The sequence below is a fragment of the Lysobacter sp. Root494 genome, assembly GCF_001427225.1.
Lineage (GTDB): Bacteria > Pseudomonadota > Gammaproteobacteria > Xanthomonadales > Xanthomonadaceae > Agrilutibacter.
On record NZ_LMFH01000007.1, the window covers coordinates 237835 to 253221 of the forward strand.

Genomic DNA, 15387 nt, shown 5'->3' on the forward strand with positions numbered 1-15387 from the left:
ACTCATCACCCATGTCAATGGAATGGTTGTGCGGAGCGGCCCTGCTGCTGTGCTTCAACTCCGCCATGAGCTGCGTCGAAACCCGAAAGCCACTCTGACTCCTGTTTCACGCCCGCAATGACCATCGACGAAGAATCCGCCCAGCGTCGCCAGGAGTTGCTCGCCAAGCGCGATCGCCTGCGCGCGGACCAGGCCGGGCGCATGGCGCGGCAGCAGCACGCAGAGAAGGTCGCGCGCTTCGAACAGCACCTGGGTGCAGCCCTGCGGCAGGCAGGCGTACGGCATGAAGTGCTGTGGGATGGCGACACGCGTCGCGGCCCGCTGGCGCAGTACCCGATCGGCTTCGCGAGCGTGCGCTGGGACCGGGTACCGCATGCCGTCAGCGCGCGCGGCGCCAGCGATGAAGAACTGAAGGAACTGTTCGACGTGGCCCTGCACGCGCTGGGGCTCGCACCGACGGCCACGGTGATCGTCGACTGGGCGCGCGGGGACATGCCGCGCGTCGCCTTGTCCGTCGCCGATGCGTCCACGCATGCGCTGACGCTGATGCGCCAGGCTTCCGACATGTGGGTGTATGCGGACGACGCGCCGTGGCTGATCGAGGTCTACCACGAAGGCACCATCACGTACGCGGATCGACCGGGGCAAGCGGAGGATGCGGGCGATGGTTGGCGGCGTCGGTAAGTTCGCGCGTCATAGCCCGTCCACCTGATCGCGCTTGCGACACAGCATTGGCGGCGCTGGTGGCGTGCGCGAAGTAGGGATACGCGAACGCCAACGGCTGGCGCTTGTCTGGAGCACGACACGCATCACGGCTCCACCGCAATGCGCACCACTACCCTGTGCGCCTCATCCCGTCACGAGACACATCCCGAATGAAACGCCTGCTCGCCCTTCTGCTCGTCCTGCCACTGTCCGGGTGCGAGCTGTTGCCCGTGGCACTGGTAGGCCCGCCCGGCAAGGACCTGGTCTGCCACAAGGGCAAGAAGACGCTGGAACTGCCGCGCGAGGCCATCAGTGCGCACCTCGGCCATGGCGACTATCGGGGACGATGCCGTTGAGTTGTGGCGAACTGCATTGCTGTAGTGCCTGATGCTCAGGCGGCTACACGCGACATGAAAACGGCCGGAAGAATCCGGCCGTTTTCTTTTTTTGGAAGGGAGGGAGATGCAGGGTCAGAGAGCAAAACCTCAGAAAATGTACTCTGACCCCTGTTCCAGACCACCGCCCGAAGGAATGCCGCCATGTCCGATGTCACCGCGATCCGCGATCCCAGCACCGATGCGCTGGTCACGCCACAGAACGCCGTCCTCGCCCTGATCGATTACCAGCCCGAGCAGTACGCCGGCGTCACGTCGATGCCGCACGACGAGCTCGTCGCCAACGTCACGCTGCTGGGCGAAGTGGCCACCGCCTTCGCGCTGCCGGTGGTGCTGTCCACGGTGTACGTGCGCCATGGCATGGGCGCGAGCAACCCCGAGCTGCGCGCCGCACTGCCGGGCGTCGAAGAAATCGATCGCACCACCATGAATTCGTGGGAAGACCCCGAGTTCCGCGCTGCGGTCACCGCAACCGGGCGTCGCAAGCTGATCATCGCAGGCCTGTGGACCGAGGTATGCGTCGCCTTCCCCACGCTGGACGCGCTGCGAGAAGGGTATGAGGTCTACTTCGTCGTCGACGCCATCGGTGGCGTCAGCACGACCGCGCACGAGGCCGCGGTGCAACGCATGATCCAGGCCGGCGCGACGCCGATCACCGTGCTCGCGCTGGCGTGCGAACTGCAACGCGACTGGGGCCGCCCCGGCGCCGATCGGCTGCGCACTGCGATGCGGGGATATTTCGCGGCGCGACGCGGGCGGCATGCGGGATGAAGCGTGCGTGTTCGTGACCAGGGGACGTGCCGCTGACTGCTGGCGAACTACATGGCGTCATGCCTGATGTTCAGGCGGCAATTGCACAGGGAAACGGCCGGGGAAGACCCGGCCGTTCTTTTTCTGGTCAACGATACGCGCGCCGTCAGCCGAGCTGATAATCGACTTTCGTACCAGCGACCGTGATCTTCTTGCTGCTCTGCAGGCTCTGCACAATGGCGTCCACCGCCTTGTCATCGAGCGGCGGCTTGAACCATGACTTGATCGACGACTTAAGGCTCGACAGCTTTGCGGGCTTGGTGGATTTCTTCAGCAGCTTGATGACCTCGGGCACTCGTGCGCGGGTCGTGGTTCCCTTCGCAGCGGGCGCAATGCCACTAGTTTGCGGAAGCACGGTGACCGTCACCTTCGCTGCCTTCTTGCCTGGCGACTTAGCTACCGCGTTTGCGACCTTCTTCGAGGCAACGGTCTTTGCTGCTGCCGGCGAAGCACCGGGAATCTCGGGATATCGCTGACAGGCGATGCCGTGATCGTTGAGGTAGCGAACGAGCGGATCGAAGCCCTTGTCTTTCGAGATGATGTTGAACGCAGCATCCGCTTCAGCCGCCGCGAGCCGGCCGATGAAGTACGCGATGTGGAAGTCGACAGCATCCGGTCCGCTGCCCGTGATCTGTATGTACTCCGCGTCGGGACCGAAAGGCTGCAGCGCCTGCACGACATCCAGCATCAGCTTTGACTGCTGTTCGCCGAGGAACACCTTGATGCGCGCCTCACCGGGCTTGAGCCGGTCGAGTGCCTTCGGCTGGACGTTCTCGAAATCGATCAGGAAAAACGGCTTCGTCATGGCCAGGCTCCGGTGTGATGCACGCGAGTGTAGGACCCAACACGGTCCGCGGTCTCCGCTGGGCTGGCGGCGGCCACATCGCCTCTGGCAGACTTCGCCCCGCTCCCTCGCCGACACGTTCGGTATTGGGCCTGTCGCACGGATTCGCGGCGGAGCATGGACCGTCCGGCCAACTCATTCCGGACTTTGCTAAGGGATATAAGGAATAGCCAATGCAGAATCTTGTTTCGATCCAGTACACCGACGCCGAGCTCACGCAGATGGACACCGCGCTCAGCACGCTCGGCCAGTTGTTCGCACGCATGGTCGTGCTGCAGAACGACGAACGCCGCGAGCTGTCCAAGCTCGGTCCGAAGTCGGCGGCGTTTTGCGACCAGGCGATCGCTGTCGCGATGGCCAACCCGCAGATCATTCCGCCCAGCATCAACCTGGCCGAAGCGCAGGCCGACAAGCGCGCCCTCGACCAGTTGCGCCCGCGCCTGCTGGCACTGCGCCAGCTGGTCGAACGTGCCGATGACACCGAGATGGCCCTGGGCAGCGACCTGATGTCGGTCGCGCGCGACTGCTACAACCTGCTCGAAGTGGCCGGCAAGGACGCCGCCCTGAAGGCCGCGCGCCGCGAACTCTCGGCCCGTTACCGCCGCCGTTCCACCCCGGAGAAGGCTTCCGCGGAAGCCTGATCGGCCCGCCCAAGGCGCCTGCGCGCGCCCCTAGGTAGCCAACCCAGCCCGGCGGGTGAAGCCAAGTGCTTCATCCGCCGGGCTTTTTTGTGCCGCCGAGCTTTTTGCTCGGAGCGCCGAGCCATTTGCTCGGGTGACGGAGCTTTTTGCTTGGGCGACCGAGCTCCGAGCTCGGCGGACCGAGCTTTTTGCTCGGATGACCGAGCCATTTGCTCGGGCGACGAAGCTTTTTGCTCGGGTGACCGAGCTCCGAGCTCGGCCGGCCGAGCTTTTTGCTCGGATGACGCAGCTCCGAGCTCGGCGGACCAGGCTTTCCGCTCGGTCACCCGAGCTTTGAACTCGGACGCCGGCTTTGTCCTTCCGATGACCGGCCACGCCGTCAGATCCCGTAGGATTTTTCTGAGATCAGGCATGACGGGGACATGCCATGCACAAGGATTTGCAGACCTACACGCACATGCACCGCTGGCGCCGCCACGCCTTCGCCTGGCTGGTGGCGCTGCTGTTGCCGTTCGCCTTCGCCACCGGCGCGCACGCCCGTGACGCCCAGGTGTGGGCCAACACCAACAGCGGCGTGTATCACTGCCCAGGCGGGCAGTACTACGGCAATACGAAGCGCGGCAAATACCTCGACGAATCCGAAGCCGTCGCCCACGGCTACCGTGCCGCATACCACAAGCCCTGCTCCCCCGCCGTCGCGCAACGCACGCGCGAACAAGTCATTGACCGCCTCTCCCCCGGCCCTGCCGGCGACACCACCACCGTGTGGATCAACACCGGCTCCGGCGTCTACCACTGCCCCGGCACGCGCTACTACGGCGCGACCAAGCGCGGGCGCTATGCGAGCGAGGCGGAGGCGATCGCGGCGGGGAATCGACCCGCATACGGACAGCGGTGTTGACAGGGGCGCGCATGAACAGCTTCAGCAAAGTCCATTTTTTGGACCCGCTCGGCGCCGCTGTTACCCTGGGCCGGCGTTAGGGGACGCACGGGCCAATAAATATGGAAGGCGATCAGCACAAGGCAGTTGTGCGTCGGTGGCTGTACGGCGCGCGGTTTGGGGACTTTATCGAGCAGAGCGCGCAAGCGATCCTCGGTGGGTTGGTGCAGCGCGCGGGTGGCGATCTAGAGCTCACCCAGAACAACGCGTGGCAAGAGCAGATCCAGATCCTCAAGGCGTTGCAGCTGCCGGAAGGCGAGCATGCAACCGCCAAGATCTATTTCGAATACACGATCCCTCGGCTGGGCCGTCGTGCCGACGTCATCCTGCTCGTCGGCCATGTGTTGTTTGTTCTGGAGTTCAAGGCCGGCGAATCGCAGTTCAACGTCGCAGCGCTGGATCAGGTCTGGGATTACGCACTCGATCTGAAGAACTTCCACGACGCCAGCCACGACATCTGCATTGCTCCGGTGCTGGTGGCGACCAAAGCGGCACCGCAGACCATCGAGCTCCTGCACACGCTGCACGAAGACGGCTTGGTTCGGCCCATTCGCGCCAGCGCCGGCGACTTGCAGCAAATCATCGTCAAGACGCTTACCTTCCTGACCGCGCCTCGCATCGACGTAGCGTCGTGGGAAAGCGGTCGCTACCTGCCGACACCCACGATCATCGAAGCCGCGCGTGCGCTGTATGCAGGGCATTCGGTCGAAACGATTTCGCGTCACGGCGCCGGTGCGCAGAACCTTGCGATCACCTCCAAGGCCGTTGATCAAATCATTGAGGAAGCAAGGGCGGTCGGAAAGAAGGCTATCTGCTTCGTTACCGGTGTGCCGGGCGCAGGCAAGACGCTGGTGGGTCTTGATGTCGCCAATCGCCATCTCGACAAGGAGAGCGCGACGTACAGCGTCTTTCTCTCCGGCAACGGCCCGCTCGTTGCCGTGCTGCGAGAAGCGCTCGCGCGCGACACCGTCGCGCGAGCCGCCATCCAGAACGCACCAATCAAGAAGGGTGACGCACGCCAAAAGGTTGCCGCCTTTATCCAGAACGTCCATCACTTCCGTGACGACTGCCTGGCCGACGCTGAAGCGCCGCCGGAACACGTCGTGTTCTTTGACGAAGCGCAGCGTGCGTGGACGCTCGAACAGACGACGTCCTTCATGGCTCGGAAGAAGGGACTCCCCGGCTTCGATCAGTCCGAACCGGAGTTCCTGATCTCTTGCGTGGATCGCCACAAGGATTGGGCGGTGGTCGTTTGTCTCGTCGGCGGCGGACAAGAGATCAACACCGGCGAGGCCGGCATCAGTGAGTGGCTGGAGGCCGTACTGAAGCGCTTCCAAGATTGGGAAGTCCACCTGTCGCCGAATCTGACCGAATCGGAGTACCGCAGCGATGCGACGCTCAAGAAGGTCTTGGCGCTCCCAAACACGCGCAGCAATCCAAATCTGCATCTGGCGACCTCAATGCGCTCCTTCCGCGCCGAGTCGCTCAGCAAGTTCGTCCGCGAAGTGCTGGATGTGGAGGAAGCCGCCGCCAAGCAAACGCTTGCTGAGCTGGCGGCTCGCTACCCCATCAAGATCACGCGCCGGCTCGACCTAGCCAAGCGCTGGCTGCGCGACCAAGCACGCGGCTCCGAGCGCTACGGCATCGTGGTGTCCTCACAAGCACAACGCCTCAAGCCACACGCCATCGACGTGCGAGTGAAGACCGATCCGGTGAAGTGGTTTCTCGACGGCAAGGAAGACACTCGTTCCTCCTACTACCTCGAAGACGTCGCCACCGAGTTCCAAGTGCAGGGTCTGGAACTGGATTGGGCCTGCGTCGTGTGGGATGGCGACTTACGCTTCAACGGCGAAGGCTGGTCGCACCATGAGTTCAAAGGTACCCGCTGGAATCGGGTCAACAAGACCGAGCGGCAGATCTACTTGAAGAACGCGTACCGCGTGCTTCTGACTCGCGCGCGCCAAGGCATGGTTCTGGTCGTTCCCGAAGGCAGTGAGCTCGATCCGACCCGGGCACCGCAGTTCTATGATCCAACTTATGACTACCTGACGTCTTTAGGCTTAACGGAAGTCGCCTAACCACAGAAATTGACTCTCGAACAACCGGATTTTTGCTTCATGGCATCATTCAAAAAAACAGAGGCAATCTAGTGACTCAGCTTGCGGCACGAGGAAGATCCGCGATCGGAACGCCACTTATCAAATGGCCAGGAGGCAAGCGAGCGCTAGTCCCTAAGCTCATTGAGCATTTTCCTGCGCGATTCAATAGGTATTACGAGCCGTTTTTTGGCGGAGGGGCTTTGTTCTTTGCACTTCAGCCTGCCAAGGCCGTCCTATCTGACATTAATCAGGATCTGATCAACTGCTACCGGCGCGTTAAAGAACAGCCCGACGACCTAATCAAGGCGCTGAAAAGATTGCGGAACTCCGAAGAGGACTACTACCGAGTCCGGGAGTCAAAGCCAAGAACTGAATTAACTAAAGCGGCGCGACTTCTCTATCTAACTCGCCTGTCCTTCAATGGCATACATCGCGTCAACTTGCGAGGGGAATTCAATGTTCCGTATGGATACAAAACTCATCTTGATTCGGTAGATGACGATCTTCTTCGTTGCACAAGCGATGTCTTGCAGAACGCCAAGTTGGAGCACGGGGACTTTGAGGAGACAACAGCAGGCGCTCAGCCTGGGGACCTCGTCTACTTCGATCCACCTTACACAGTCGCTCACGCCAACAACGGTTTCGTCAAATACAACGAACACATTTTTTCTTGGGCGGATCAAATAAGACTAGCCAAGCATGCCCGAGCACTTGCAGCTAAGGGCTGCCATGTTTTTGTCAGCAATGCGCATCACGACTCCATTGATGAGCTATACAGCGGCACTAGAAAGATAGTTATCGAGCGCTTTTCAGTTATCGCTGCTTCTAGTACGCATCGCAGGAAGATAACGGAAAGCCTATTTATTCTAGGGGGGGACTGGACTTGATCGAGAACGTGCTTCCTATCGCAGAGCTTCGCGCGCACGCCAGGGCTACTGCGAAGCCATACGCTCAGAAGAGCGTGCATCCAAAGCTTGTTGCGGATGAGATGGGCAAAGGGTGGAGCGTCGTTAAGGCGGGAAAGGTTTCTGTGCGCCTGAAGCGCGACAAACCACATGGTGTAGCGCTGGAGGACCGGGTGTGGACGCTCTTCTATCGAATGGGTTTCGACTCTATGTCTGGCCTTGGTGGCGCAAAGCTTAGGCTGACCCATCAAGACAGCTCTTCACCGATCAACCAGCTAGACGTGGTTGCGATTGATCCAGATGTGGCGCTGGCAGTTGAATGCAAGTCTTCTGTCAATTTCGTAAAGCGGCCCCAGTTTCAAGAGGAACTGGCGAAGCTGGCCCAAATGAGGGAGCGCGTCGCGAAATCAGTCAGCGCCGCGTTCCCATCGCCACACAAGAGACACTCTGTATTAGCGTTCTTCTTGAACAACATACAGCTCACAGAGGCGGATCGAGAGCGCGCACGAACAGCAAACGTTCTGCTGTTCGACGAAAGAGATTTGGAGTACTACGAAAAGCTTGTCAGCCATCTTGGACCAGCTGCCAAGTATCAAATGTATGCAGACATGCTGCCGGGAAAGAGCATCGCGGGGCTTTCGATAAAGGTGCCAGCTGTAAAGGCAAAGATGGGGCCTTATAACTGCTATACGTTTCCCGCCTCGCCCGAGTACTTGTTGAAGATCGCATATGTCTCTCATCGCTCGAAGGGAAAGGCATCCGACATCCACACTTACCAGCGGATGATTTCAAAGCCCCGACTGAAGAGGATTCGCGAATACATCTCCGACCACGGGATTTTTCCGACGAATATCGTCGTGAACATTGAAAAGAAGTGCTTAGATTTTCAAAGAGTCAAGCAAGAGAACGAGCAAGCTGACCGAGACGCTAGTGGAATACTTGGATGGCTAGAACTAAAGCCGGCCTTTAAGTCTGCTTGGATCATTGATGGCCAGCATCGTCTGTATTCATACTCAGGCCATCCATTTGCCAAGTCCGGCCATATCGCGGTTTTGGCTTTCGAAGGAATCGCACCAAGCGCTCAGGCAAAGTTGTTTATAGATATAAATGCAAAGCAAAAGAGCGTGAAGCCATCCTTGCTGCAAGAGCTATTTGCAGAACTGCACTGGGATGCTGATTCGGCAATTGTTCGCGTCCAGGCGATCGTTTCAAAAGCAGTGCAAGTTCTGGATGCTGACAAGGACTCGCCCTTCTATGGCCGCATTCAACTCGCGGATTCGACAAAGGACTCCCTGCGCTGCATATCCTTGACATCCCTTTTTCGAGCTATTGAACGGCAGGACTTTTTTATCGTTAAGGAAAACAAGGGAGTGGTCGTGGAGGGAGGTGCCTTTTGGAGAGGGCAGAACGAGGAAACCCTTGCGCGCACCGTGTATGTATTGAAAAGCTGGTTCAGTCACATTCGTTCCGGCGCACCTGAATGGTGGGACTTAGGCTCCAAGGATGGCGGCGGTCTGGCAATGAACGACAGCGTGAGCGCGTGCACGATGGTCCTTAGAAGTGTTATCCAGCATCTCGAAACCAACGGCAGCAAACTGGTTCGACTCGACGACGAGGATCTTTCCGCAATCCTCAAGCCGTATGCGCTCGCTCTGGCGAATCATTTTGGTCAAATGACAGAGCAAGACCGGAAGCGATACAGAGACCTTCGGGGCGTACAGGGGCAGACGACACGAATGCGCCGAGCCCAGCAGGCGTTGAAAGCTCAGTTCCCGAATTTCGATCCCCCAGGTCTACAAGAATTCCTGCGGCGCGAGAAAGAGCAGACCAACCTTCGGGCAAAGGCAATCATTGACCGGCTAGAGCAACTTCTGCAGAGCATTGTCGTTCAAGAGCTCAAACAGGAATTCGCAGATGACGGCGACAGTTGGTGGATTCAGGGCGTTCCTAAGGCCGTCAGACTTGAAGTGGCCAAGCGCAGCGAGAACGATGACAACAAGCGCGGAAAGCGCGAATCATATTTGGACCTTATTGACTACCGCAGCATCGCGCTGAGCCAGTGGCAGCTGTTTCAGCAGCTACTGGGTTACGGAAAAAAGACTGAGAGCAAGGACAGGCAAACAAAATGGCTCCAAGAAATTAACGAGATGCGGAATGTTGTTGCGCACGCATCATCTGGAGTTTCGCTTTCTGTCGAGCAAGTTGCTCTCTTAGAGAGCCATGAACAGTGGCTGCGGCAAAAGCAAAAAGCGGTGGCTGACGAGATGGACGAAGATTCTGATCTAGTCGAGGACGCCGAAACCGAATGAGCCTCCGTTTAGTGTTTTGGACGTGCTCGCCGCAGTGCATTTGGTAGGAAGCCTGTAAGCAACGGACCCCTTATGACGTACTGGATTCGACAGTTTTTTACTCGCCCTAAGACACATGGCCTCGCTCTGGCGGAGGTCATCGTAACGGCTGTTATTGCCCTGGCTCCGTTGCTTATCACAGCAATCGCCTACAACTATCGCAATGAGGCGAATTTTGATTTCTATGCTGGGGTGAAGGGAGCGATAGGGAATGGCCAATTGTTCTTATATGCATACGGGCTTATCGGGACTATTTTTTGGCTTGCATTTTTTAAGTGGAATAGCCCAATGCATGGCCCACGTCGCTTACTTGGTTTCGTGACGTTACTGGCTTCCCTTGTCATCGTTGGAATGCTCGGGCTTGATCCCACAATTTCTAACGCAAAGAACAAAGCAATTGTGTTATCAAGCTATTGGACTTATGGCGCCTTTCTTTTCATCAACTATCTCTTGCTTTTCTATCTGGAGATTGAGCCACCGCCCCCGGATGAAAGTCTCAAGTCCGGAAGTCGAAAGCTAAAGTTGGCTTATAGGAAGATGGAGGAAGGGCAGCATGGTTAAGAAGCTACGGCTGCCGGTTTTTCCTGTCAGGCAGCAGATTGGTACGTTCTATACGGGCGTAGCCGCTGCGCGCGACCTTCTCGAGGTCTGCAAGTTCGACTTCCGCCGAATTCACGATCGTGGTGGACACAAAGAATTTTTGGGGATTCAGCGTGAGCTTAAGGAAGCACGAATTAAGGAAATTTCTAAGTACATAAAGACTCAAGACGCTGTCTTTCCGACCTCGATCGTCGTTTCAGTTGACGAGCGCTGCGCGAGAATAGAAGAAGGCCGCGATTACTGCGTCTTAGAGCTATCCGAGTATATCGACCCCATCGATGAGCGATTGAATATTCCGTACGAAAGTTTGGCGACCATTATTGATGGCCAACACCGACTGAAATCATTCGAGGACAATCTCGATATTCTCTTCGACCTTCCGGTTTCGATTTTTATCGGAATTGATGACGCCACAGAGGCGAGCATCTTTTCAACCGTTAACCTGGCCCAGACGAAAGTTAACAAGAGCCTCGTCTATGACCTCTTCTCGTTGGATAGGAACAGATCCCCAGAGAAAACTTCCCACGAGATCGCAGTTGCGCTGGATGAGCTGGAAGACAGCCCATTTAAGGGCCGAATCAAGCGCCTCGGTTCCGCTACGGAAGGCAGGTTTGGAGAGACGCTATCCCAAGCAACCGTTGTAAAGGGAATCCTTCCGTACATCAGCAAGGATCCAATGACTGACCGAGACATCGGCAAACGGATTGGGTTTTGGCCTGAGCGCGATGGCTCCGAATTCTCTAGAAGACCCTTCTATACGTTCTTCCAAAAAGACGAGGATGAAAAGATCCTTGCGAATCTAATGAACTTTTTCAGCGCCGTCGCAGACAAATGGGAAGGCGCGTGGAATTGGACCGGTCGTGGCGCTGTCCTTAACAAGACAAATGGATACAACGCCCTGATGCGGTTCTTCAGAGACTGCTATCTCTTTGAAACGAGCACGCCGGAAGTAGTGACGAAAACCGCTTTTAGAAAAATTCTTGATCGTTCGAGCCTTACCGATGATCACTTCACAACCAACCACTACCCACCAGGTTCGACTGGCGCTTCGACACTCTATAGAGATCTTCTCGTGACAACTGGGATAAGGCCGTAGCCGCGGGAGGCAGGCACAAAAAAGGCGACCAGTGGTCGCCTTTTTTACTGCGATATTCAAACCCCAATCGGGTTCGGCTTCTCGCTATCGATCTTGTACTGCTTGATAGCCCTCGCCACATCCTTCGTCGTCATCTTGCCTTCCGCGGCCAGCGCCGCGATGGCGGCGTGGGCGATGTAGTAGCGGTCGACTTCGAAGTGGCGGCGCAGGTTGGCGCGCGTATCCGAACGGCCGAAGCCGTCGGTGCCGAGGACGGTGTACTTCATCGGCACGTATTCGCGGATCTGGTTGGCGAAGGCGCGCACGTAATCGGTGGCGGCGATGGCCGGGCCCTGGCGGCCTTCGAGCAGTTGGGTGACGTACGGCTTGCGCGGGGCCTTGGCTTCCGGGTTCATGCGGTTGAAGCGTTCGGCGTCGGCCCCGTCGCGGGCGAGTTCGGTGTAGCTCGGGCAGGACCAGATGTCGGCGGTGACGCCGAAGTCCTTGTCGAGCAGTTCGGCCGCGGCGATGGCTTCGCGCAGGATGGTGCCGCTGCCCATGAGCTGCACGCGCAGTTCGCCCTTCCTGGGCTTGCCGGCGTCCTTCAACAGGTACATGCCCTTGATGATGCCGTCGGCCGCGCCTTCCGGCATGTCCGGGTGGGCGTAGTTCTCGTTCATCAGGGTGATGTAGTAGTACTCGTCGCGCTGCTCGGCGAGCATGCGCTGCATGCCGTGCTGGACGATCACCGCGACTTCGAAACCGAAGGTCGGGTCGTAGCTGCGGCAGTTGGGGATCGCGCTGGCGAGCAGGTGGCTGTGGCCGTCTTCGTGCTGCAGGCCTTCGCCATTCAACGTGGTGCGGCCCGCGGTGGCGCCGAGCAGGAAGCCGCGCGCGCGCATGTCCGCCGCCTGCCACGCGCTGTCGCCGATGCGCTGGAAGCCGAACATCGAGTAGTAGATGTAGAACGGCAGCATCGGCAGGTCGTTGGTGCTGTAGCTCGTCGCGCAGGCCAGCCACGAGGAGAACGCGCCGGCTTCGGTGATGCCTTCCTCGAGCACCTGTCCGGCGGCGTCTTCGCGGTAGTACATCAGCTGGTCGCGGTCGACCGGCTTGTACTTCTGTCCGTGCGGGGCGTAGATGCCGAGCTGGCGGAACAGGCCTTCCATGCCGAAGGTGCGCGCCTCGTCGGCGACTATCGGCACGCAGCGCGGGCCGACCTGCTTGTCGCGCAGGATGATGTTGAGCGTCTGCACGAACGACATGGTGGTGCTGATTTCGCGGTCGCCGCTGGACTTGAGCAGGCGGTCGAAGGTCTCGAGCTTGGGTACTTCGAGCGTCTGCGTGCTCTTGCGGCGGCGCTGCGGCAGGTAGCCGCCGAGGGCTTTGCGGCGCTCGTGCAGGTATTCGACTTCCGGCGAGTCCTTGCCGGGGTGGAAGAACGGAACGGCGCTGTCCTTGAGCTGGTCGTCGGTGACCGGGATGTTGAAGCGGTCGCGGAAGATGCGGACCTGCTCGTCGTCGAGCTTCTTGGTCTGGTGCGTGGGGTTGAGCGCTTCGCCCGCCGCGCCCATGCCGTAGCCCTTCACCGTCTTGGCGAGGATCACGGTGGGCATGCCCTTGGTCTGCGTGGCCGCGTGGTAGGCGGCGTAGACCTTGTGCGGATCGTGGCCGCCGCGGTTGAGGCGCCAGATGTCGTCGTCGGAGAGGTTGGCGACCATCGCCTTCGTCTCCGGGTACTTGCCGAAGAAGTTCTCGCGCGTGTACGCGCCGCCGAAGGCCTTGCAGTTCTGGTATTCGCCGTCGACGGTTTCCATCATCAGCTTGCGCAGGATGCCGGTGGTGTCGCGGGCGAGCAGCGGATCCCAGTAGCTGCCCCAGATGGTCTTGATGACGTTCCAGCCGGCGCCGCGGAAGATGCCTTCCAGCTCCTGGATGATCTTGCCGTTGCCGCGCACCGGGCCGTCGAGGCGCTGCAGGTTGCAGTTGATGACGAAGCAGAGGTTGTCGAGGCCTTCGCGGCCGGCGACCGAGATGGCGCCGAGGGATTCGGGTTCGTCGGTTTCGCCATCGCCCAGGAAGCACCAGATCTTGCGATCGGACTTGGGCATCAGGCCGCGGCCTTCGAGGTACTTCCAGTTGCGCGCCTGGTAGATGGCGCTGATCGGGCCCAGGCCCATCGACACCGTGGGCACCTGCCAGTAATCGGGCATCAGCCACGGGTGCGGATAGGAGGAGATGCCGCGGCCGTCGACTTCCATGCGGAAGTTGTCGAGCTGGTCTTCGGTGAAGCGGCCTTCGAGATAGCTGCGCGCGTAGATGCCGGGCGAGCTGTGGCCCTGCACGGCGACGACGTCACCGGGGAAGTCGCCGTTGGGCGCGCGCCAAAAGTGGTTGAAGCCGACGTCGTAGAGCGTGGCGGCCGACGCGAACGACGCGATGTGGCCGCCGAGGTCGCCGGGCTTGCGGTTGGCGCGCACGACCATGGCGAGCGCGTTCCAGCGGATGATCGAGCGGATCCGCCATTCCATCGCGGCATCGCCGGGGCTCTTGGCCTCCAGGTGGGTCGGGATGGTGTTGATGTATTCGGTGGTGGGCTGGAACGGCAGGTGCGCGCCGGCGCGGCGCGTGACTTCGACCATGCCGTCGAGCAGCTGGTGGGCGCGTTGGGCGCCTTCGCGGTCGATGACCGCGGTCATGGATTCGATCCACTCGCGGGTTTCGGTGGGATCGGGGTCGTTTGCCAGGAGATCGTTCAGCCAGTTCGTCATGGGGGCTCCGCGCAACCTCGCCGGGTGCGTCGTTGGGGTCGTTGATTAGAGCTGGGATTCTAGCAGCGGGGTCCGGGGAGGGGACCCTGCGGCTCATGACGAAAGCGGCAAGGCGGCCGGAAGGGCAAACGATTTCAGCGGGGATGCGGAAGCGGCTGCTGGGTGGGCGCGTTGGCGGGTTCGGTATAGGGGATCCGTGTGTTCGCAGAGCCGCGGGCGCCGTCCCGTCATGCGCTCAGTCGGTACGGCAAGCCAGCTGTCGGTGGACTCCGGCTCGGGGATGTTCCTCTCCGCTCCGTTGGAATGATGTGTCCCGCTTGCGCTTGTGCGCTGGTTCGTACCCAAGCGCGCCCGCACCTCTTAGGATGGGCGCCCCCGCCAAGCGAGCCATTCCCCCCGATGGCCCCCCGCACCAGCCTCATCATCACCACCTACAACTGGCAGGCGGCGCTGGCCCTGTGCCTGCGCAGTGTCGCCGCGCAGCGCGTGCTGCCCGACGACGTCATCGTTGCCGACGATGGTTCGCGCGAGGACACCGCGCGCGTGGTCCGCGAGTTCGCCCGCGATTACCCCGTGCCGCTGCGCCACGCGTGGCAGGAGGACCTGGGCTTTCGCGCCGCGCGCGTGCGCAACCTGGGCATCGCCGCCAGCACAGGCGACTACGTGATCTTCGTCGACGGCGACATGGTGCTGCACCCGGAGTTCGTCGCTGACCACCATCGCCTGATCCGCCCCGGCAGCTACCTGCTCGGTGGACGCCTCAATGCTTCGCAGGCGGAATCCGCGCGCCTGCTCGCCGGCGGCGCGCCGCGCTTCTCGATGCGCATGCCGTTCGCGCCGCGCGGTGCCGGCGGCGAGCTCAAGCGCAAGCACGCGTTGCGCCTGCCGGTGCTGGCCGCCTGGAAGGCGTCGCGCCGGAAGGGCGGCGTGGCCATGAGCTGCAATCTCGGCGTCTGGCGGCGAGACCTGGATGCGGTCAACGGTTTCGACGACGCCTATGAAGGCTGGGGCCGCGAGGACGATGACCTGACGCTGCGGCTGCGTCATGCCGGCGTGGAGCGTCGTCTGTTGCGCTACGCCGGGCTCGCCGTCCATCTCTGGCACAAGACGCGCTGGCCGGATGGCATTCCACCCAACCAGGCTTTGCCTAACGACGCCCTGCTCCAGCGCACCCGCGACACGCGCGCCATCCGCTGCGTGCGCGGACTGGATGCGCACGTCGCCGCCGCGCAGGCGATGTCGTAAATGCGCGCG

At 60.4% G+C, this 15387-nt stretch carries 13 protein-coding genes; 11 read left to right on the forward strand and 2 right to left on the reverse strand.

All coding sequences use genetic code 11. From position 1 onward, the window contains the following. Window positions 1–117 precede the first annotated feature (117 nt). The 3 genes from ASD14_RS12385 (at window position 118) to ASD14_RS12395 (ending at window position 1871) form a co-directional block, all read left to right on the forward strand. Window positions 118–684, forward strand: coding sequence for a hypothetical protein (locus ASD14_RS12385; RefSeq protein ID WP_056134186.1), 567 nt, complete (start codon window positions 118–120; stop codon window positions 682–684). Between the two features lie 191 nt (window positions 685–875). Then, on the forward strand, window positions 876–1061 hold the full coding sequence (locus ASD14_RS12390; RefSeq protein ID WP_056134189.1) for a hypothetical protein: 186 nt from the start codon (window positions 876–878) through the stop codon (window positions 1059–1061). Between the two features lie 183 nt (window positions 1062–1244). Beyond that, entirely contained in the window at window positions 1245–1871 is a 627-nt protein-coding gene (locus ASD14_RS12395) for a hydrolase (protein WP_056134192.1), read from the forward strand. A 145-nt stretch (window positions 1872–2016) separates the two neighbouring features. Here the strand turns inward: ASD14_RS12395 and ASD14_RS12400 are convergent, their stop codons facing one another. Then, window positions 2017–2715 carry a PIN domain-containing protein gene (locus tag ASD14_RS12400; RefSeq protein ID WP_056134195.1) on the reverse strand — a complete coding sequence of 233 codons (699 nt, stop codon included), beginning with the start codon at window positions 2713–2715 and terminating at the stop codon, window positions 2017–2019. Window positions 2716–2927: 212 nt separating this feature from the next. On the opposite strand from ASD14_RS12400, the gene ASD14_RS12405 reads away from it, so the two are divergent. From ASD14_RS12405 to ASD14_RS12435, 7 genes are all read left to right on the forward strand, one after another. Then, a complete protein-coding gene (locus tag ASD14_RS12405; RefSeq protein WP_056134198.1) occupies window positions 2928–3395 on the forward strand; it encodes a hypothetical protein in 468 nt (155 codons plus the stop codon). Between the two features lie 427 nt (window positions 3396–3822). Beyond that, window positions 3823–4296: a hypothetical protein gene (locus ASD14_RS12410; RefSeq protein WP_056134200.1), complete on the forward strand. Its 474-nt coding sequence runs from the start codon at window positions 3823–3825 to the stop codon at window positions 4294–4296. Between the two features lie 101 nt (window positions 4297–4397). Continuing rightward, entirely contained in the window at window positions 4398–6413 is a 2016-nt protein-coding gene (locus ASD14_RS12415) for a DUF2075 domain-containing protein (RefSeq protein ID WP_082538960.1), read from the forward strand. 71 nt (window positions 6414–6484) lie between these two features. Next, window positions 6485–7321 (forward strand): Dam family site-specific DNA-(adenine-N6)-methyltransferase, encoded by an 837-nt coding sequence (locus ASD14_RS15800; RefSeq protein ID WP_082538961.1) that lies wholly within the window; start codon window positions 6485–6487, stop codon window positions 7319–7321. Next, complete coding sequence (locus tag ASD14_RS12425; RefSeq protein ID WP_056134204.1) at window positions 7318–9648, forward strand: DGQHR domain-containing protein; 2331 nt, start codon at window positions 7318–7320, stop codon at window positions 9646–9648. The genes ASD14_RS15800 and ASD14_RS12425 overlap by 4 nt, the downstream gene beginning before the upstream one ends. 72 nt (window positions 9649–9720) lie before the next feature. Next, window positions 9721–10248, forward strand: a complete 528-nt coding sequence (locus tag ASD14_RS12430; protein ID WP_056134207.1) for a hypothetical protein — start codon at window positions 9721–9723, stop codon at window positions 10246–10248. Continuing rightward, window positions 10241–11383 carry a DGQHR domain-containing protein gene (locus ASD14_RS12435; RefSeq protein WP_056134209.1) on the forward strand — a complete coding sequence of 381 codons (1143 nt, stop codon included), beginning with the start codon at window positions 10241–10243 and terminating at the stop codon, window positions 11381–11383. The genes ASD14_RS12430 and ASD14_RS12435 overlap by 8 nt, the downstream gene beginning before the upstream one ends. Window positions 11384–11439: 56 nt before the next feature. On the opposite strand, the gene aceE is transcribed toward ASD14_RS12435, so the two are convergent. Then, window positions 11440–14133 carry a pyruvate dehydrogenase (acetyl-transferring), homodimeric type gene (gene aceE, locus ASD14_RS12440; protein ID WP_056134212.1) on the reverse strand — a complete coding sequence of 898 codons (2694 nt, stop codon included), beginning with the start codon at window positions 14131–14133 and terminating at the stop codon, window positions 11440–11442. 399 nt (window positions 14134–14532) lie between these two features. Between aceE and ASD14_RS12445 the strand changes: the two genes are divergently transcribed. After that, window positions 14533–15378: a glycosyltransferase family 2 protein gene (locus ASD14_RS12445; RefSeq protein WP_056134215.1), complete on the forward strand. Its 846-nt coding sequence runs from the start codon at window positions 14533–14535 to the stop codon at window positions 15376–15378. The last annotated feature ends 9 nt before the right edge of the window (window positions 15379–15387 follow it).

Bases quoted from the DNA above. Each gene is read 5' to 3' on its own strand.
- ASD14_RS12400 (WP_056134195.1), bottom strand. From the start codon at position 2,715: ATGACGAAGCCGTTTTTCCTGATCGATTTCGAGAACGTCCAGCCGAAG.
- ASD14_RS12390 (WP_056134189.1), top strand. From the start codon at position 876: ATGAAACGCCTGCTCGCCCTTCTGCTCGTCCTGCCACTGTCCGGGTGC.
- ASD14_RS12430 (WP_056134207.1), top strand. From the start codon at position 9,721: ATGACGTACTGGATTCGACAGTTTTTTACTCGCCCTAAGACACATGGC.
- ASD14_RS12395 (WP_056134192.1), top strand. From the start codon at position 1,245: ATGTCCGATGTCACCGCGATCCGCGATCCCAGCACCGATGCGCTGGTC.
- ASD14_RS12385 (WP_056134186.1), top strand. From the start codon at position 118: ATGACCATCGACGAAGAATCCGCCCAGCGTCGCCAGGAGTTGCTCGCC.
- ASD14_RS12435 (WP_056134209.1), top strand. From the start codon at position 10,241: ATGGTTAAGAAGCTACGGCTGCCGGTTTTTCCTGTCAGGCAGCAGATT.
- ASD14_RS12415 (WP_082538960.1), top strand. From the start codon at position 4,398: ATGGAAGGCGATCAGCACAAGGCAGTTGTGCGTCGGTGGCTGTACGGC.
- ASD14_RS12445 (WP_056134215.1), top strand. From the start codon at position 14,533: ATGGCCCCCCGCACCAGCCTCATCATCACCACCTACAACTGGCAGGCG.
- ASD14_RS12405 (WP_056134198.1), top strand. From the start codon at position 2,928: ATGCAGAATCTTGTTTCGATCCAGTACACCGACGCCGAGCTCACGCAG.
- aceE (WP_056134212.1), bottom strand. From the start codon at position 14,133: ATGACGAACTGGCTGAACGATCTCCTGGCAAACGACCCCGATCCCACC.
- ASD14_RS12410 (WP_056134200.1), top strand. From the start codon at position 3,823: ATGCACAAGGATTTGCAGACCTACACGCACATGCACCGCTGGCGCCGC.